This is a genomic window from Comamonas sediminis (assembly GCF_041107495.1).
Classification (GTDB): Bacteria; Pseudomonadota; Gammaproteobacteria; order Burkholderiales; family Burkholderiaceae_C; genus Comamonas; species Comamonas sediminis.
Map to the genome: position 1 here is coordinate 824,497 of NZ_JBGBDC010000001.1, position 18,024 is coordinate 842,520.

Sequence of the window (18,024 nt, forward strand, 5' to 3'; positions counted from 1 at the left end):
TGCCCCCGCAGCAATACTTGTGCCGAGACATCCTGACGTAGTACAAGTCATCTCGCAAAAGATCGAATGCTAAAAGACAACAAAGTTACAGAAGGTCACTGTCAGGCTCATCATGCCGTGTCCAGCGAAGTGCCGATAGGAGATCTATCGTAAATTTTTTGCAAAATAGTCGCACAGGTGATAGGTAGAGTTGTTTAGCAGTCTGCTTACGCTAATATCCTCACATTGATTTTGCCGACGCCGTGCCCTCCCACACCCTCCCTCATTGAAATTGCACGGCATCCCTGCCCCACCAGGGTCGGCCTTCTTATCGACAGCCTTTGCCACCCTCACGGGTGGCTTTTCTTTGTCACGGCCCTAAGAGAACGCGCACCAGCAGTCCTAGCCCATACCACCAGTGTCATATGGATCAGCGCCCTGTACGACGATTAAAATTGAAGCTTGCATATGATTGGGACTGCCATCCATGATGCCAGACATGTCCAATACTCAGACGTCAATATCCGAAACACCTATAGGCGACCTACTGCCGCTGCGAGTGAAGACGATTCTCGAACGGAATGGCATCCATACGATTGAGGGAGTGCGTAGTGCCTATCCGAACGAACTGCTGAAGATGCGCGGGATGGGTATGTTCCGATTCAAGCAGATTGAGGCAGCTCTGTTTCCGGGTAAGTCCTTCACCCCATCGCGGATCTATTCGCCCGTACGCCACATCAAAGGCTCATCTCTTAACGGTGTCTTCGCCCCAGAAACGGTTCAAGCTTTGGCTCGTGGTGGGATCACTACCGTTGAGCAACTGCTTGCAAGGGAGCCCAAGGTGCTGCTAAAAATTAGGGGTCTCGGCATCCATAAGCTCCGGGAGATCGAGGATACCCTTCATGAGCGTAAAAAGGACTAGGCAGAACGCATCTCAGCTAGCTAACAAACATCAGTGCTTAAAGTCGGCTGCCGACCCATAGCTGACACTCATCTCCAATTAGCATGCGTTGGCTTCGGAGCAATTGCCGCAGATCGAGGTAAGCCACTAGAGCTCCCTGCTATTCCAGAAACATGTGCCTCAAAGCCCATCGTTCGAGCTACGAGATGCGAGGTTTGCATTAATCCAAGAAGACACATCCGTCACCGGAATACCGTGGATTTGGTTGAAAGTGCCTCTCTTGTCCCACGCCATGCCTCGGCCTTGGGCAAAGGCAGCACGGTACTTGCTCATCATGTTTTGCGGATCGCGCGCCAACTCTTCCAGTAGATGCTGCACAGTCCATATCGACCTGGTGAAAGAGCGGTTAAGACCTGCTTCTAATTTGTCCGCTACCTCGCCATAAGTAACCGTGTCACCTGCCAGGTACACGATCTCGTTGCGGATACGCGGTTGTGCGAACATCACTTCCGCTGTCAGTGCGCCGATATCATCGGGTGTGGTCAAAGTTACAGCGGTGTCGAGGCTGCCCAGCGCGTGAACTACATCTTTTTGCAAGTCAACGACGCCGAACTCGGGCTCGAACAGATAACTCATGAACATGCCAGTGGAGATAATGACCCACTCCATTTGGTTCTGGCTACGCAGCAGCTCGCGCACGTCGAGCTGAGCGTCAAAAATATCCTGTGGACCACCGCGACCGATCACGTCGAAATCGACTCCGAACTGCCAGGGGAAGTACCGAGGAATGCCAGATTGCAGCGCTGCTCGCGCCAGTTTCATCGGTGTGTTGATACCGGCGGCATAGCCCACGCAGCCGATCACTGTGTCGTAGCGCGCGAAAACCAAGGCAAGCTCATCGATGGAGCTATTCACAAGATCTCCCAGGACGATTTCGATGCCAAGACTTCGAATTTCCGCGATATCTTGCTGCTTGGCAGGCTCAGAGGATTCCACAGCACTGTTGCGCAGTAGCACGCTGATCTTGGCACCAGCCACGCTCTTTGCGCGGCGCGCGAGGTTGCGGAGCACCGGCATGCCGAGTTCACCGGCACCGAGGACGAGGATGTTTTTAGAATTGGCGTTAGGATCTGCTTGGTTCATCGTGTACCCAAAAAGCTGTTAGTTGGGCCAGTCTAGCCACACACCGCAGACAATGTAAGAAGGCACACGCGTGATACCGGGAGCAAAACCACAGTGAATAGAGACGAAATTCTGCAACACGCGCAAGCCGTTTGCGACGGTCTACGGGACGATGACGATGGAGTACGACGCGAGCTGCTAGCACACGCCGGAAACCGCTGGTCACTTGGTATCCTTCACACGCTGGGCGTGTATGGCAAATTGCGCCACGCGGAGATCGGCAGACGTATGCACGGAGTCACCCAACGCATGCTGACGCTGACACTGCGATTACTGGAACGTGATGGCTTGGTGCTCCGCCATGACTTTCAGGAGGTGCCACCGAGAGTGGAGTACGAGTTGTCGGAAACCGGCATGGAGCTTCTCTTGCGCATGGTGCCGCTGTGGACATGGATCGTCGAAAATGCAGACCACTTTCGAGAAGCTAGGCAAACGTTTGACACCCTTCACGGCGATGCAGATGCATAGAATGCTAGGCTGCTATTCCAATGTCTGCTCCTGGCCGTTACCGAACAGCCCGCCCCGCCCTCAACCCCTGCGGGACCGGGCGGGGCGAACAGTTCGAATGTCGCAATATATTCCGGGAGTGTAGGCCCACTGCAAGCAACTATCAAACTGCGATAGCCCCGAAGTCGCACGCAGAGGTACCAAAGGACAGCGCGCGAGAGCTAGCCGCTACCACCATAGTCCGCACACTCAAGAAAATAGCCTAAGTACACTCTCGCATGCCGATAAGCTATAAATAACGGCCAGGGAGACAGCGCTAACAGTCACTAATGGTCAGAGACCTCGACTTAGGCGGATAATAGAATTTCCCATCATTACGCTGTTGGGCACAATTAATTCATGACCCTCAGCATTAACTAACTGGGTAAACCCTAGAGAGATGACTTCAACCTTAGCCGTTACAACCCCCAGAGGGGAATTAATTTGAATAGTATCTCCTACCCGAATTTGTCTGTATAGCACTAATGAAAAGCCAGCAATTACGTTGCCCAGCGTACTCTGAGCTGCCATCCCGACAACTACAGACACCACGCTCACTCCTGCCAGTAGCGCTGTACCTAAAGCTCTCAACTCCGGTATCAAATGCGCGTAGAGAACAAACCCAAAGACGCAAGTTAATAACTGTGCAAACTCGCTAACAAATTGCAGCGCAGTAGTGTCTGATAGGTGTAGTGCTACGTGTCGGACACTTCTACGGATCAGCAATACGACGATAAGTATCAATCCCAGAATCAAAGCACCAATTAATAGTGCGCCAAGAGGAGATCTGGGAGATAAAGCGGTACCGAATGACCCCAAGAAAGCACTCATACAAATCCACTCAGTGTTCGATACATGAAGTGTACCTTGCAGTCCAGCTATTGATACGGAGACAGTCATAGCGACCTCACCCCGAAACTCAAGAAATCTGAAACATACACGAGTGAAGTCGGAGCAGGCACATAGGTCGCATGCAGTGCAATCCAGCAACTATCGTCACATCCTTGCCACTACGATCGCAGCGAACTCAAACCTCCTGCAGCCGATACCCCCGCCCTCCACCCCTAAACGAGGTGGGTGTGGAGTCTACTGGAGATGCTCGCAGTCGTCAGGATAAGAAGCTGTGTGGCACGACGCTACGAGGAGCACCTGATTGCGAGCTTAATGGGCAAGTCAGGGGCGTCCGATGGAAAGCCCAGAACGCGATAAGCCCTGCCAGCAGGGCCTAAGTCTGTGTATCCAAATTCAAAGAATCAAGTTACTTAAGACGGCGCCTCAAATAAGCGATGCCTAGGACGCAAAATGAACTCAGCATTAGCGCAATGGAGCCAATAGCAGGAACGGCGGTTGGTTGAATTGGTTGTACTGCGGGTAGCACATTGAAATTTTGGGTCACCGTTTGCACACTTGTGCCGGGTAGAGATACTGTAACGCTATAGGGTCCAGCGGGAAGGTCAGCAGGACCTTTAGCCGAGTAGCCCTCTCCCGAAACCACGCCCATTACAGTCCAAGATCCACCATTGCCATCGGAGATATCCAACTGAACAGTTTGACCTGCCACTGCATCTGTGAGAAGGCCTTGGAATGAAGGCGCGGTTCCAACGAATACGTCATCTGGCTGATCCAGTGTAACGCTCGGATTCGTGGCATCAACGTTAATGATCTGAGTGCAACTCGACTCCATGAAGTCTGCATCCCTGAAAATTACTCTGAATGCAACACTGGTTCCTGAATCAGACTGGGTAGGAGTCCAGCTGAAATTCGTGGTAAGTGGGCTAGCTCCTGAAGCTCCTGACGCTGGCGAAAAGATTGATGTTGCAGGAGCTCCAATAACATTCAAAGTGAGCTCACTCGCACCGACGCCCTGAAAAGCAGTTGAATAATTTTGACCGGGTCGCAATGCGATTTGCCCACCTCCTGTGCATGTAGGCGCCAATTTGTCGGTGACAACGGCCATACTGTCCAACTGCAAAGTGTTCACGACCCCCGTGTTGTCACGAGCTTCTACAACAATTGGAAGAACGTGGCTGGTTGGAGGGGTGGCGCTTGTAAGATCCCATGTAACCACACAGCTGTTTCCCGCATACGAAATCGTGGGAGATTGGCCACCAGCGACCGGTACTGGGTTAGAGACTCCACTTTCCTCCGTTGTAGCGAATCTGCAAGAAAGCGCATCTCCGTCCGGATCAAACATAGGAATGGTGAATGTTCTCACAGCACCTGCAGAGAAGGTAATCACTGGTGGGATTGCACTAACAGGATTGCCTTTTTGCTTGCCGTCTAGAACGACTTGTGTGTACAAGTTTGCGTTTTCATCCGCACCATTCTGGAGGTCGCTCACACGGCAACAATTGGGTGTCCCAACGGTATAAATTCCTGGACCAGGGAATGTGTAGCTGACCACATATTGACGGGTGACATAGCCTTTGCCGGCCGCATCCACTCCCGTGCCGATGTCAACCACATTGGGATCACCTGTTGTGTCGTTGTAGCAGGTATTCGGAATGTAGTTGTAAGACCCGCCAGTGACATCAATCAAAGACCAGCAGTCTAGGGAGGTGTCATGCCAGGATTGAGTCACCACAAAACGGACTGTATTGGGCGCGTTCGCTAGGTCTGGCACAGTCCAATTGATATCTCCGCCTCTGAAGTGTGAGGCATAAGCGGCCAGCGGCATCAGAAATACTGACAGAAGTATCTTTCCAATCAACCCGGTCATCTTTTTCATGTTAGTGGCTCCTTGTTTACTATTTGTATAGTAACGTAACAATAAATTTAAATGATGCAATAACCACGCTTGATTGGTTTGCTATTTTTTACATAGCAGCTAATTTACTATCGACAACTATTTGGAGACTGTCCAGTTGTGTCGTGAACGAGAACACACTGGCTGTTGCTGCGCATCTTGCGCGGGGGATGGCTGCAGTCATCATGTTAGAGAGCAACTCGCGCACCTTGAAGGCTTAGGCGAAGCGGTACTTAGCTCGCCTTGAATGAATTGTGCAATTGGCTGCTGCACAAAAAACAACAGACGCCCGATGCCCAGATTGCAGTATGGATACAGCATCTATCGCCATGACCCTAGTCCCGTCACAGGCAGCGCACGCGAGCCTCCTGCACCCGATATCCCCCCCCGCCCTCCACCCCTAAAAGGGGTGGGCGGGGGGGCATCGTGTGGGGGGGGGGGGGACTACCAGGATAGCGCGCATGCACCCCGGGATGAGGACCGGCTGAAGGACGCAACACCTAGCTAGGACGCATGCGCCAGTGCAGACGGAGTTCAAGCAAGCGAGCCATCAAGCTGCGATAGCCCCGAAGTTGCACAGAGAGGTACCGAAGCGATGCGCGAAAGACCCAGCCACTACCCCCATAGTCCGAGCACACAAGAAAATTGCCTAGGTATCACGTCGTATGCGGAAGCACTACAGCGAGTGGCCAGCATCGGCAAGCCAATCCAACAACCCGGAACCGCAGACTCCAATCCCACGCCCGACACTCGCGCCCCGCCCGACAGCCCCCTACGGGGGCGTCGTGGCGGGCGGGGCGCAGGGGTATCGGGTGCAGCCCATGGGATGCCTGGAAGCCAGCCAGCGGGGGCATGGCTTCAACCTAAAACCGAAACATACCCACCCGAAATTCGGGGCAGCCGGACGGGTGCCCGGGCAAATCGATTGAGTAAATAAAACAGTGGCTGCAAGCGATTGAAGAGCGAATCAGCACCAACGTAGCCTAGTCAAACTCGACAGCCAGGCTAGGTACTCACTTTCTCGATCGTGTGGAGGCAGAACGCCTGCGCTGTCTTACAGCTACAGCACCTAAAAGCTCTGACAAAGGAACAGCCAAGGCATTAGCGATCGCCTGTAGCACCGTGAGTGTGGGTTGGTTCTGCGCAAGCTCTAGCTTGGCCATGTATGTCCGATTGACCCCAACCATGTGCGCCAATTCTTCCTGAGACAGCTCTAACGCACTCCGCCGAGCCCGCAGCTCGTCCGCAAAAGCAACTATCAATGACTCGTCTCGCTCCATGTCCGAGACTATCGATAGCCAACCGCATTTACGCACCCGCATATATGGTACAAAATAAGTTGTAATCAATTGACCGTTGCGTCCACATCCCTGGACAGCGGAAATCCAATAGGCAACCTATGTACAACCTCTATCACGCAGACCAAAACGACCAATGGCGCTACACCCTGGGCACATCAGGCACACGTCCATTGATCGCTATCGGCCTCAACCCGAGCACCGCCACCCAAGAAAAATCTGACCCTACCGTAGCTAGGGTGCAGAAGGTCGCCGCGCTCAATGGATATGACGGATTCGTGATGCTCAACCTCTACCCCGTGCGAGCCACGGACTGGAGCGCCCTGCCCACCCGAGCTGATGCCCAAGCCTATGCGCGCAATCTCGATGAGATGGAGAAATTGATCGCGCAGTACGAGACCCCAACGCTATGGGCTGCGTGGGGTGAGACTGTGGTGCGCCGCTCGTACTTCCTGAAGGCTCGGGATGAGTTGTATGCGCGGGTCGCAAAGCTTTCGCCGCAGTGGTGCATGTTCGGCGAGCCCACCGCCAGCGGCCATCCAAGACATCCCAGCCGCCTCAACTACGACTGGAAGTTCCAACCCTACACGCTGGACTAGTCCGCGGTACATGCCCTGCATTCCTGGTCGGCCTCGTACCGAATCCTCGCAAGAAAACTCCTGCAGTGTCACCGTCCGCATTGGGCTCGGCACGCCCGCAGCTACCCCCTTCCGACCTCTGCCAACGCTGCTGAAAATTTTGTCCATCTACCCATCACAGCACACGAGAAGGACAAAAAGGACATGCCCATTGAGATTGCAAACACCCTATCCGGAGGTAGTACCTATGGCCGCTAAGGAACTAGGAGCCCAGCAGGTGGCCAACATCTGGCGAAGGGGGTCAACACACGTCGGAGGCGTGCGCGGCCTGGTGCTGAACGTCACCATGTACGGATCGCGTAGTTGGCTGCTGCGCTACCAGGTGGGTGGCCGCCGCCGGGACCTGGGTCTGGGGTCCTATCCCTCGGTCCCCCTCGCCCAGGCTAGGGACCTGGCACGCGAAGCTCGCCTCAAACTGGCACGCGGTATCGATCCAGTAGCCGACGCACAGCGTCTGCGTACCCTACTGGCCCAGGAGATGCAGCGAGCCATCACGTTCGCAGACGCCGCTACCAAGTACATCGACGCGCATGAGAAAGGCTGGAAGAACGTCAAACATGTGGCGCAGTGGCGTTCATCCCTCGCTACCTACGCCAATCCCGTACTGGGCAAGGTGCCAGTGGCAGCGGTCGACGTAGAGATGGTGCTGCGGGTGATCGAGCCCATGTGGGCCACTAAGACGGAAACAGCCAATCGAGTGCGGGGACGGATCGAATCGGTACTGGACTGGGCAGTGGCCCGGGGCTATCGCAAGGATGCCAACCCGGCGCGCTGGAAGGGACTCCTGGACAAGCTACTACCGGCACCAGCAAAGGTCACCAAGACCGTGCATCACCGTGCCATGCCCTATGCCGATCTACCGGCGTTCATGGTGCAGTTGCGAAGCCAGGAAGGCAATGGGGCGCTGGCGCTGCAGTTCCTGATCTTGACGGCAACCCGGTCGGGCGAAGTGCGGGGAGCAAGGTGGGATGAGATCGATATAGCCAACCGCGTATGGACCATCCCAGCGGAGCGGATGAAAGCCCATAAGGAGCACCGCGTACCCCTGTCGGATGCAGCAATTGAGATCCTCAAGAACCAACGTGAGGTGGTACCTGCATCGTGCCTCTATGTGTTCCCGGGCTACCGGGCAAGTGCCGATCCAGAGACGGGAGCGCCGCTATCGAACATGACGCTAACTGCAGTCCTCCGCCGCCTGAATGTGGACGCCGTGCCGCATGGATTCCGCTCTACGTTCCGCGACTGGTGCGCCGAGAAAACGCAGTACGCCAACGAGGTCGCGGAGATGGCCCTCGCACACACCGTCGCGAGCAAGGTGGAAGCCGCATATCGACGCGGAGACATGCTGGAAAAGCGCCACGCACTCATGCAGGACTGGGGCAGCTACGCCATGACCGACGGTCATACCCGCGGGCAACCTGCGGCAATAAAAACTGCCGCCGCGACTGACAACTCAAACCCAAAAATCAACCAATCCAATTAACCAATTAGGAGTTACATCATGGACCAACAATCACTCAGCAAGCTCGCAAGGTTCAAGGCATGGCATACACGAACCTGGAGCGCAGGATGGATCGGAAAAGCTAAGATCATCGTACTGTGGTACATGGTCATCATGCTCTGCGCAGCCATCTTGCTAGGCGAGAAAAGAATGCCTACGGATGGAACGCTCGTATCCTCAGATACGGAGGTGGTGACGCGCCAGGTATTGACCACGTCCAATGGAGCCAGAGCTATTGCACAGCGGACACTGCACGACGTGTATGACCTCGCTCAGCAAAAGCCTCAGCTGCAATCGGTGCGCATGGAGTTCGTCATGTCTAGCGCAGGGGTAAAAGACCAGTACGGCAATCCCATCAAAGAGGATAAGCCTATGGGTAAGTTCGAATGGAGCGCGGGTGAACTGGCTGAAGCGCGCAAATACAGGGCCTTCCACCTGTGGGCTGATGACCGGACTATTACGCTATACGGAGCAATGCTCAAACAGATGCCAAGCGGACACCTGCTGCGGGACTATTGACAGGGGTATGGGCATGACTATCCAAAATATAGCGAGAGGTACCCTCCTGGCCCTCGCGTGTGCCGCCGCTATATTGGCCATGGGGGAGGTCATGGCTGCATCCTCAGATTGCTACGCGATCAAAGATGGGGACAAACGGGCATACTGCCTAGCGGTGGTCAAGAGGGACTACGGGTACTGCCATCACATCAAGGATGGCGACAAGCGTAACCAGTGCATGGCAGAGGTCAAGGGGACGCGTAGTAACTGCTACGCGATCAAAGAGCAGGATGCACGTAAGGCATGTTTGTCACAGCTGCGCACATAGCCCCTTTAAGTAAGATACTATTAAGAAATAGCCGCAAGAAAACTTGAAGTTAGAACAGAGTTATGGACACAGGAAATATTTCAGCAATCATATCTGCAACTGCAGGTATAACAGGGGTTTTACTAGGAAATTCTTTCCTAACGATAAAAGAATGGCTGATAGCCCGCAACAAACGCAAAAAGGAAATAGCATTTCTAGCGATTATTGTCGTTTCTAAATTAGATAGATTTGCTAATGATTGCCTTGCTGTAGCACACGATGATGGGACAGAGCATGGCGTACCTGCGGGAGATCATGAGGATGAATATGTTCCAACTGTATCCGAACCTGAGATACAGCCTTTAGATTTCAATGTTGATTGGAAAACACTTCCACCTAACCTCATGTATAAAATTCTTCAAATCCCTGATAGACGCGAAAGAATAAAGAACCTACTCAACAATATAATTGAATATAGCAATGATTTCCCAGAAAATACCGAATACTTCTTTACACGAAGAGAAGAATATTGCAATTTAGGTATAGAAGTATCAGAAATCTCAAAGCAACTTCGTGAAGTAGCGGCACTACCCCCTAGTGATTGGAATAGAACAAATCAGCTAAAACAAGTTGCAAATAGCCTCAAGAAAAAAAGGAGTGCCTACGAACGCCAAATTGCCTCCGAGCCACCCATTGAACTAGACATATAATTTAATAAAAGAGAGATACATTAATGCCAGAAATAAATGACCCAGAACTCGGAACACCCAGAGAAAATAGGGTGATGTATGCAATTCAACAAACAGGCTCCAGACTAATTGGCGATCAGTTTATTGCGAGCTATTTAATCGATTACATAGATATCGCCGAAGACTCAATCCTAACTAAAAGAAAAAATAATGCGGGAAAGCGAAATAGCAAACACCCATCTAGCCAAATGGAAGACAATATTAAAAAACTCAAAGAAATAAAATCAGAAGATTATCATCGTGTAAATGTTTTGGCATTTTTTAGTTTATGGTCAGCTCATGAGTCAGGCATTGAAAATATAATTGCTGCCGCATTAGGATCCATACAGAAGGCAGCAATTGCTGCTGCAGCCAAATTTAAATCAACACAGTATGCAGAACTACCATGGCCATGGTGCGATCAAATATGCTTAGAGGTTGCACAAAAACTTGATCAGAAAGCCAAAAATGATATGCCAGAGTCTGATCGCGGATGGGATATTGCAGCCAGGCTCAAAAAGATTTTCTTGTGGCTTGGAGTGGAAATCGAAATACCAACTGAATCAGCAGCAAGCCTGAACGAAGCCTCTATGGTTCGGAATGTCCTTCTACACAGGTATGGCAGACTAGGTCCTCGTGACATAGAAAGAGCGCCTCACCTAGTCGAAAGTGATAATAAAGCTATCAAGATCACGCGTCCACGTCTACGCCAGTATTCCGATGCAGTCAGAGTTGTAAACGTATCAATAATGAATGGTGTCGCAAAGGCTGGGTGGGCATAATACACTCCGAGGAATGTAGAGCCGCCGCATGCCACGAAGGATGCAAAAGATAGCCTTGAAGGTAGCCGAGGACAGCGCGAAAGCGCTGCGATATTAAGAGCGAATATCGCGAAGGCTATGCCAGCACATACCGCTAATGCGTGGGTATGTGGCCAGCACAACAGTGGGTAAGCTGGAAGGTAGAAATGCAAAACGGGCCCCATGGGCCCGTATTTCATAAATTCTTAACTAGGAGGGAGGGATTCGAACCCTCGGTACGTTTGCACGTACGCCTGATTTCGAGTCAGGTACATTCGACCACTCTGCCACCTCTCCGCAGCGCCGAAGCTGAAATTATAGCAGGCAATTTGAGGGTCTCGGGAAGAATCGCAGATTTCTGAAAAATTGATGGTGGGGTGATCGCCATTGCGTCACCGAAACTGAGGCCAAACTTAAAGGAAGGCATGGCTTGGCTGAAAAAGCGCCTGGCGGACGCCCGGCCGTCAACGGCGCCCGCACCATTGCGTTGTGCAGACATGCGGTGGGCTGTGCAGCGACTGGTATGCACAGGGCCCCTAGGAACCACCGCCGCCCTTCAGGAGAGCATCATGTTCCATGCCGTTGACCGTCTCGACCCCGTTCATTCACCCGTGTTGCCGCCGCGTTTGCTGGCCGCAGGCTTCCGGACGGGGCTGGTGGCGCTGGCCGCAGCACTGGCCTTGGCGGGATGCAACGATGATGGCGATGCCCACAAGGCTGCTAGTGCCTCTGCCGAGAACGCCGCTGCCAACCCAGCGCCGGCCGCGCAGCCCGCCGAGGTGCAAGCTGCCTACACGCCGCCATCGGCAGACATCCTCTACCAGATGGTGGCCCCCATCGCGCTGTACCCGGACAAGCTGGTCGCGCAAATCCTGGCAGGCTCCACCTATCCCGATCAGGTCAGCGCGGCGGAAGCCTGGCTGGCACAGAACCCCGGCCTCAAGGCGGGTGCGCTGAGCAACGCAGCCCATACCCAGCCTTGGGATCCATCGATCAAATCGCTCACGCTTTTTCCTAACGTACTGGGGCAAATGGCATCGAACCTGCCCTGGACGACCGCGCTCGGCAAGGCCTATTACAACGATCCGGCCGATGTGATGAACGCCATCCAGGTGATGCGTGGCCGCGCCTACAAGGCAGGCTCACTCAAGGACTCCAGCCATCTGAAGGTCAAGCTGGTGACCGACGCCGCGCCCCCCAAAAGCTATACCCCCAGCGATGCAGCGCCTGAAGTGCTGGTGAGTGCGCCGGTCATCGAGCCACCACAGCAATTCATCGAAATCGCCCCTGCTGAGCCCTCTACCGTCTACGTCCCGCAGTACAACCCCAGCGTGGTCTACGGCACATCGATGCCGGTCTACAGTGGCTACAGCTATGCCGTGGCTCCGCCTCCCCCACCACCCGTCGTAGTGGGAGGTTTCGCGACGCCAGCGGTCAGCGGGCTCATGGGCTTTGGCGTCGGCGTTGCCGTGACCGAGGTCATCAGCCGCCCCTGGGGCTGGAATGCATGGCACGTCCATTGGGGCGAGCCTGGTCAGCCTGGCAACTGGGTCCGAGGTAACCGACCACCCCCACCGTTGGCACGGCCAGCCGTTGTCTACAACAACCAAACCTACATCTCCAACTCCCGCACCGTTGTGGAAAATATCCACAACACCACCCATGTGCATGTCGCCAACAATGCGCCAGCGGCCGAGTCAGCCAGACCCGCGATGACCACGGGCGTGTTCCCCGGCGGCCACGGACCTGCCTTGGCTGCCGGCGCAGCGACGGCAGCGGCAGCAGCAGGCGCCTACGCATTCAGCCAGCGCCAGGCGGGTGACACGCCCAAGACGCCGAGCAGCGCGGGCATGCAGCCTATGGTACGCCCCAGCGCCGTGGCACCCATGCAGCCGCTTCCAGACCCCCATGTCCAGAGGGCCCCGGCAGCAGCCCATCAACGGCCAGGCGGGTTGACCATCGCCCAACCGCCCGCACACGGCCAACCCATGCAAGCACAGCAAGCGCAAACACGCCAGCAACAGATGGCACAGCAGCGCGCGCAGCAAGACCCGATGCACCAACAGCAGATGGCGCAGCAGCATGCGCAACAGGAGCAAGCACGCCAGCAGCAGATGGCGCTACAGCGCGCACAGCAAGACCCGATGCACCAACAGCAGATGGCACAGCAGCATGCGCAACAGGAGCAAGCACGCCAGCAGCAGATGGCGCAACAGCGCGCACAGCAAGACCAGATGCACCAACAGCAGATGGCACAGCAGCATGCCCAGCAGGAGCAAGCACGCCAGCAGCAGATGGCGCAACAGCGCGCACAGCAAGACCAGGCGCACCAGCAGCAGATCGCACAGCAGCACGCGCAACAAGAGCAAGCACGCCAGCAGCAGATGGCGCAACAGCGCGCCCAGCAAGACCAGGCGCACCAGCAGCAGATCGCACAGCAGCGCGCGCAACAAGAGCAAACACGCCAGCAACAGATGGCCCAACAGCGCGCCCAGCAAGACCAGGTGCACCAACAGCAGATGGCGCAGCAGCATGCCCAGCAGGAGCAAGCACGCCAACAACAGATGGCCCAGCAGCGCGCACAGCAAGAACAGAGGCACCAACAGCAAATGGCGCAACAGCATGCCCAAGCAGAGCAAATGCGCCAGCCGCAGATGCAGCAGCAGTCAGACGCCCACCGGCAACCGCGTGAAGGCCAACATGGCGAACGCCGCGACCGCCAGTGAGTCCGCGTAGCCTCGTCTGGCGCAGCAGCGAGGGCGGACCTGAGCGGGCGGTACCGCAGGGCTTGATTACCCTACTGGGCGCCATCTGCTGCGCGCACCCGAACGAGAAGCCGACGAGACAGGCGCCCATCGAATCACGGTGTGATCCCTCAGGGGCATGACGATGCAAACGAGGGCGAGGCGCGCCTTCGTTGCCCGACTCGGGCCTTCTGCTTACAACTCAGGTGAAGGAAGTTGTCCCCACTCCAGGACGGCTACGCGATCAAAGCAGCAGACGCGTGAACCTGTCGCCGGGCCTTGGTGCCGCAGGACCATGGGTTGCCATCGCTGCAGCACCGCGGTCAGTGCGGTAACAGTGCTGGCGCGGCCCCGGATGGACCGGTGCGAGACAGGGCGGGCAAAGGCCGCAGCGCTTGTCTCAGCCGTGACCGCCTTGGCGGGGTGCGGTTCTTATGCTTGCATCCGTCGCATGACAATCCCGTGACGCTTTCAGGGATCCCCTCTCATCCAATGACTACTATGAAAAAAACCTTGCTGGCCATTGCCGCTGCTGCGGCCCTTTCCTTGACCGTATCGGGCTGCTCCGACAGCAGCGCCTCTTCGCTGCGTTACAACGCCGTGCTCGACCAGGCTTCGCAGGCCGAGAAAGCGGCAGTGCTGCAGACGCTGCAGGAGCTGGTCAACATCGAGACAGGCACCAATGACGCCATCGGCATTCCGCAGATGGGCAACTACCTGGAAGCCCGCCTGCAGGCGCTGGGCGCCACCGTGGTGCGCCACAAGGCCGAGGCCGGTGTCGTGGGCGACAACATTGTCGGCACCTTCCAGGGCAGCGGCACCAAGAGCCTGCTGCTGATGGCGCACATGGATACCGTCTACACCCGAGGCATTCTGGCCTCGGCGCCATTCAAGGTAGAGGGCGACAAGGCCTATGGCGCAGGCATTGCCGATGCCAAGGGCGGCATCGCGGTGATTCTGCACAGCCTGGGCTTGCTCAAGGCGCAGAACTTCAGCAAGTTCAAGACCATCACGGTGATGTTCAACACCGATGAGGAAAAGGGCTCCTTCGGCTCGCGCGATCTGATCCAGCAGCTGGCCGCGTCCCATGACTATGTGCTGTCCTACGAGCCCTCGGGCCTGGAAGAAGGCTTTGGCACAGCCACCTCGGGCATTGCCTATGTGCAGGCCGTGGTGCACGGCAAGGCATCGCATGCGGGCGTGGCGCCAGAGGCGGGCATCAATGCGCTGACCGAGGCCTCGGCGCTGGTGCTGCGCACGCAGGACATCCAGGACAAAGCCAAGGAACGCGGCTTCAACTGGACCACGATGAACGCCGGCGGCACCGCCACCAACATCATCCCGGACAAGGCGGTGGTCAACGCCGATGTGCGCTATGGCAAGAATGAAGATCTGGATCTGATGAAGGGCATGCTGGACAAGGCCGCATCGGTGCCCCATGTGCACGGCGCCACCATCGACATCAACCTGACCCGTGGCCGCCCCGCCTTCAACGCCACCGATGAGGGCGTCAAGCTGATCCAGAAGGCCATCACCATCTATGCCGATGTGGGTGGCAAATCGCAGATGTACACCACGCGCGGGGGCGGTGGATCCGATGCGGCCTACGCCGCGCTGTCGGGCAAGCCGGTCATCGAAGGCCTGGGCCTGCCCGGCGCCAACTACCACTCCAACCTGGCCGAATACGTGCTGACCGAGCCCATCGCCCGGCGCCTGTACCTGTCGGCGCAGCTGATCTCCGATCTGGGCCAGGGCATGTAAGCGGCCCAGCCCCCTCCCCCCTTCCGGGCGCCAGCACACACTGGCGCCTTTTTTATCCATGGGCTTGCCGCGTGCAAGCACCGGCCCGCTGCGCCAGCGCAACTAGCGGCAAAAGACGACGACGTGCGAGCCTGCCAGCGTACGCGGCCACAGCGCGCCGGGCGGCCGCTGCGGACTATCATTGCCCAGTCAGCGGGCACATCCGGCATGTGTGCAGGCGCCGCCCGCCCCCCCGTTTGCGAGGAGTGATGCCATGTTCTCTATGAGTGTTCCGTGGTGGGAGTTTGTCGTTCGCGGCTTTGTCGTCTACGCGTTCTTGCTGGTGTTTTTGCGGCTGACGGGCCGGCGCCAGATCGGACAGTACGACCCCTTCGATCTGATCTTGCTGCTGATCCTGTCGAACGCGGTACAGAACTCGATGAACGCGGGCGACAACTCGCTGATCGGCGGACTGATATCGGCTACGACCTTGATTGCTTGCCACTCCATCATGGCGCAGCTGAGCTACCGCAGCCGGCGGGTGTCGCGCTGGGTAGATGGCATTCCCAAGCGGCTGATCTCCAACGGACAGGTCAACCAGAAAGTGATGGATGCGGAACTCATCACCGGCGACGACCTGAAGGCCGCGCTGCGCGGAGCAGGCTGCCTGCACACCTACGAGGTGGAACAGGCCACGATAGAGACCAACGGCCAGATCACCATCGTGCTGCGCAACCGCGACAGCTCCTCGGGCGCATCGGACGCGGTCTAGCTATGAAGGCAGGCCTTGAGCTGCTCGCGCAGCTTGAACTTCTGGATCTTGCCTGACGGCGTAGCCGGCATTTCTGGCAGCACCACCAGACGCTCGGGCAGGTAATGGGGCGCCAGCTTCTGCGCCCGCAAGAAGCCGGTCAGATCGGCCAGCACCGGCTCGGCGGCGCCGGGCTTGAGCACGATCACTGCGCAGGCCCGCTCGCCCAGGCGCTCGTCCGCATAGGCCACCACCGCTGCCTGCGCCACCGCCGGGTGCTTGTAGAGCAGGGACTCCACCTCAACCACCGGAATGTTCTCACCGCCGCGGATGATCACATCCTTGCTGCGGCCGGTGATGCGGATATAGCCCTGCGCATCCATGCGGGCCTGGTCCCCGGTGTCAAACCAACCGTCCTGCGTGGTGGCATTGAGGTGGGGGCGTTTCAGATAGCCGCCAAAGTTGGAAGGGGCACGCACCCACAACTGACCGATCTCGCCGCGTGGGCACTCCTGACCCAGGTCATCCACCACCTGGACCTCGGCACCGGGCAACGGAAGGCCATCGGTCTCGACTGCGCGCTGCGCGCCATCGCCAGGCAAAGTCGTGGTCACAGCGCCGTTCTCCGACATGCCCCATGCCGAGATGATCTGCGCGCCCAACGCCGTCTGCGCCTGCTCCACCAAGGGCCCGGGGATGGGCGCGCCAGCGCACAGAAAGGTGCGCAGGCTGGGCACGGCCCCGCTGGTCGCCACCTCACGCGACAGATCTGCCAGAAATGGCGTCGATGCCATCGTGAAGGTACAGCGCCACTGCCGGATCAGCTGCGCGGCCGTGGCGGCGTTCCACACATCCAGCAACACCGCCGCCGCGCCCAGCATCACCGGCATCATCAGCCCGTACATGAAGCCGGTCTGGTGCGCCATCGGCGAGGCCATCAGCACCACCTCGTCGCGGCCCAGGGCCAGGCGCTCGGCATACGCATGGATGTTGGCCATCAAGGTGTTGGAAGAGTGCATCACCCCCTTGGGCTCGCCCGTGGTGCCGCTGGTGTAGATGAGCTGGGTGATGGCATCGGGCGGGGTCCGGTGGCACCCCAGGATCTGCGCGGCGTCGGCATCGCGCTCCCATGCGGGCTCGGCGAGCAGCGCCTCAAAGCTGTCTGCACCGGCACCCCCGCTGGCGACCACGTGCTGAAGCTGGGGCAATTGGGGCTGAATGCCCTTGAGCATCGCCTCGTAGTCCACACTGCGAAAGTCCTTGAGCACCACGATGAGCTTGGCCTCCCCATGGCCGAGCATGAACAGCAGCTCACGCTCCCGAAAGATCGGCATCAAGGGATTGAGCACTGCGCCAATGCGTGCGCATGCCAGGTACAGCACCGTGAACTGCCAGACATTGGGCAACTGGCAGGCCACCACATCGGCAGGACGCACACCGAGCCGCCACAAACCGATGGCCACGCGGTCGGCCATGCGCGCCAGCTGCGCGTAGTTGAAGGACTGCGCAGCACCTTCGCCTGCGCGCTGCGCCACCAGCGCCAAGCGGTCAGGCCACTGCTGCGCCGCCTGGTCCAGCGCCTCGTTGATGGTGGTGTCGCGCCACCAGCCCTGGCTGCGCATCTGCGCGCGGCGCGGCGCCAGCAATACGGCATCAAATTCCATGCTTGTCTCCTGTGGGTTGGGGCTCCGCGCTTGTGGCTGCGCTTGGGAGCCCATCACGATG

The 18,024-nt window shown here is 57.1% G+C and carries 15 protein-coding genes and 1 tRNA gene; 10 read left to right on the top strand and 6 right to left on the bottom strand.

Annotated elements, in window-relative coordinates:
• The first annotated feature begins 478 nt into the window (after positions 1-478).
• The gene (locus AB7A72_RS03675) at positions 479-901 is read left to right on the top strand and encodes a DNA-directed RNA polymerase subunit alpha C-terminal domain-containing protein (RefSeq protein ID WP_369459032.1); all 423 of its coding nucleotides are present in this window, start codon (positions 479-481) and stop codon (positions 899-901) included.
• A 159-nt stretch (positions 902-1,060) separates the two neighbouring features.
• Here the strand turns inward: AB7A72_RS03675 and AB7A72_RS03680 are convergent, their stop codons facing one another.
• Entirely contained in the window at positions 1,061-2,023 is a 963-nt protein-coding gene (locus AB7A72_RS03680) for an aromatic alcohol reductase (protein WP_369459033.1), read from the bottom strand.
• 93 nt (positions 2,024-2,116) lie between these two features.
• Here AB7A72_RS03680 and AB7A72_RS03685 point away from each other — a divergent pair, with 93 nt between their 5' ends.
• On the top strand, positions 2,117-2,530 hold the full coding sequence (locus AB7A72_RS03685) for a winged helix-turn-helix transcriptional regulator (RefSeq protein ID WP_239810999.1): 414 nt from the start codon (positions 2,117-2,119) through the stop codon (positions 2,528-2,530).
• 312 nt (positions 2,531-2,842) lie between these two features.
• Here AB7A72_RS03685 and AB7A72_RS03690 read toward each other — a convergent pair whose 3' ends face one another.
• The 3 genes from AB7A72_RS03690 to AB7A72_RS03700 form a co-directional block, all read right to left on the bottom strand.
• A complete protein-coding gene (locus tag AB7A72_RS03690; RefSeq protein WP_369459034.1) occupies positions 2,843-3,379 on the bottom strand; it encodes a mechanosensitive ion channel domain-containing protein in 537 nt (178 codons plus the stop codon).
• A gap of 427 nt (positions 3,380-3,806) precedes the next feature.
• Positions 3,807-5,276 (bottom strand): hypothetical protein, encoded by a 1,470-nt coding sequence (locus AB7A72_RS03695; RefSeq protein WP_369459035.1) that lies wholly within the window; start codon positions 5,274-5,276, stop codon positions 3,807-3,809.
• 1,031 nt (positions 5,277-6,307) lie between these two features.
• Positions 6,308-6,616 carry a helix-turn-helix domain-containing protein gene (locus tag AB7A72_RS03700; protein ID WP_369459109.1) on the bottom strand — a complete coding sequence of 103 codons (309 nt, stop codon included), beginning with the start codon at positions 6,614-6,616 and terminating at the stop codon, positions 6,308-6,310.
• Positions 6,617-6,693: 77 nt separating this feature from the next.
• Between AB7A72_RS03700 and AB7A72_RS03705 the strand changes: the two genes are divergently transcribed.
• From AB7A72_RS03705 to AB7A72_RS03725, 5 genes are all read left to right on the top strand, one after another.
• Positions 6,694-7,191 (top strand): DUF1643 domain-containing protein, encoded by a 498-nt coding sequence (locus tag AB7A72_RS03705; protein ID WP_369459036.1) that lies wholly within the window; start codon positions 6,694-6,696, stop codon positions 7,189-7,191.
• 226 nt (positions 7,192-7,417) lie between these two features.
• A complete protein-coding gene (locus AB7A72_RS03710; RefSeq protein ID WP_369459037.1) occupies positions 7,418-8,713 on the top strand; it encodes a tyrosine-type recombinase/integrase in 1,296 nt (431 codons plus the stop codon).
• Between the two features lie 18 nt (positions 8,714-8,731).
• Complete coding sequence (locus AB7A72_RS03715) at positions 8,732-9,250, top strand: hypothetical protein (protein WP_369459038.1); 519 nt, start codon at positions 8,732-8,734, stop codon at positions 9,248-9,250.
• A 369-nt stretch (positions 9,251-9,619) separates the two neighbouring features.
• On the top strand, positions 9,620-10,246 hold the full coding sequence (locus tag AB7A72_RS03720; RefSeq protein ID WP_369459039.1) for a hypothetical protein: 627 nt from the start codon (positions 9,620-9,622) through the stop codon (positions 10,244-10,246).
• Positions 10,247-10,269: 23 nt separating this feature from the next.
• Complete coding sequence (locus AB7A72_RS03725) at positions 10,270-11,046, top strand: hypothetical protein (RefSeq protein ID WP_369459040.1); 777 nt, start codon at positions 10,270-10,272, stop codon at positions 11,044-11,046.
• 230 nt (positions 11,047-11,276) lie between these two features.
• Here AB7A72_RS03725 and AB7A72_RS03730 read toward each other — a convergent pair.
• Positions 11,277-11,361: transfer RNA gene (locus AB7A72_RS03730), tRNA-Ser, on the bottom strand.
• Positions 11,362-11,633: 272 nt separating this feature from the next.
• On the opposite strand from AB7A72_RS03730, the gene AB7A72_RS03735 reads away from it, so the two are divergent.
• The 3 genes from AB7A72_RS03735 (at position 11,634) to AB7A72_RS03745 (ending at position 16,320) form a co-directional block, all read left to right on the top strand.
• Complete coding sequence (locus AB7A72_RS03735; RefSeq protein WP_369459041.1) at positions 11,634-13,790, top strand: DUF3300 domain-containing protein; 2,157 nt, start codon at positions 11,634-11,636, stop codon at positions 13,788-13,790.
• Positions 13,791-14,309: 519 nt separating this feature from the next.
• Positions 14,310-15,569: a glutamate carboxypeptidase gene (locus AB7A72_RS03740; protein ID WP_369459042.1), complete on the top strand. Its 1,260-nt coding sequence runs from the start codon at positions 14,310-14,312 to the stop codon at positions 15,567-15,569.
• Between the two features lie 253 nt (positions 15,570-15,822).
• On the top strand, positions 15,823-16,320 hold the full coding sequence (locus tag AB7A72_RS03745; RefSeq protein ID WP_230772382.1) for a DUF421 domain-containing protein: 498 nt from the start codon (positions 15,823-15,825) through the stop codon (positions 16,318-16,320).
• Here AB7A72_RS03745 and aliA read toward each other — a convergent pair.
• Positions 16,317-17,963, bottom strand: coding sequence for a cyclohexanecarboxylate-CoA ligase (gene aliA, locus AB7A72_RS03750; protein WP_369459043.1), 1,647 nt, complete (start codon positions 17,961-17,963; stop codon positions 16,317-16,319). The two genes, AB7A72_RS03745 and aliA, sit on opposite strands and share 4 nt — an antisense overlap.
• Positions 17,964-18,024: the final 61 nt, after the last annotated feature.

Coding starts and splice junctions, on each gene's coding strand:
- AB7A72_RS03675 (WP_369459032.1), top strand. CDS start 479: ATGTCCAATACTCAGACGTCAATATCCGAAACACCTATAGGCGACCTA.
- AB7A72_RS03680 (WP_369459033.1), bottom strand. CDS start 2,023: ATGAACCAAGCAGATCCTAACGCCAATTCTAAAAACATCCTCGTCCTC.
- AB7A72_RS03690 (WP_369459034.1), bottom strand. CDS start 3,379: ATGAGTGCTTTCTTGGGGTCATTCGGTACCGCTTTATCTCCCAGATCT.
- AB7A72_RS03695 (WP_369459035.1), bottom strand. CDS start 5,276: ATGAAAAAGATGACCGGGTTGATTGGAAAGATACTTCTGTCAGTATTT.
- AB7A72_RS03700 (WP_369459109.1), bottom strand. CDS start 6,616: ATGCGGGTGCGTAAATGCGGTTGGCTATCGATAGTCTCGGACATGGAG.
- AB7A72_RS03705 (WP_369459036.1), top strand. CDS start 6,694: ATGTACAACCTCTATCACGCAGACCAAAACGACCAATGGCGCTACACC.
- AB7A72_RS03710 (WP_369459037.1), top strand. CDS start 7,418: ATGGCCGCTAAGGAACTAGGAGCCCAGCAGGTGGCCAACATCTGGCGA.
- AB7A72_RS03715 (WP_369459038.1), top strand. CDS start 8,732: ATGGACCAACAATCACTCAGCAAGCTCGCAAGGTTCAAGGCATGGCAT.
- AB7A72_RS03720 (WP_369459039.1), top strand. CDS start 9,620: ATGGACACAGGAAATATTTCAGCAATCATATCTGCAACTGCAGGTATA.
- AB7A72_RS03725 (WP_369459040.1), top strand. CDS start 10,270: ATGCCAGAAATAAATGACCCAGAACTCGGAACACCCAGAGAAAATAGG.
- AB7A72_RS03735 (WP_369459041.1), top strand. CDS start 11,634: ATGTTCCATGCCGTTGACCGTCTCGACCCCGTTCATTCACCCGTGTTG.
- AB7A72_RS03740 (WP_369459042.1), top strand. CDS start 14,310: ATGAAAAAAACCTTGCTGGCCATTGCCGCTGCTGCGGCCCTTTCCTTG.
- AB7A72_RS03745 (WP_230772382.1), top strand. CDS start 15,823: ATGTTCTCTATGAGTGTTCCGTGGTGGGAGTTTGTCGTTCGCGGCTTT.
- aliA (WP_369459043.1), bottom strand. CDS start 17,963: ATGGAATTTGATGCCGTATTGCTGGCGCCGCGCCGCGCGCAGATGCGC.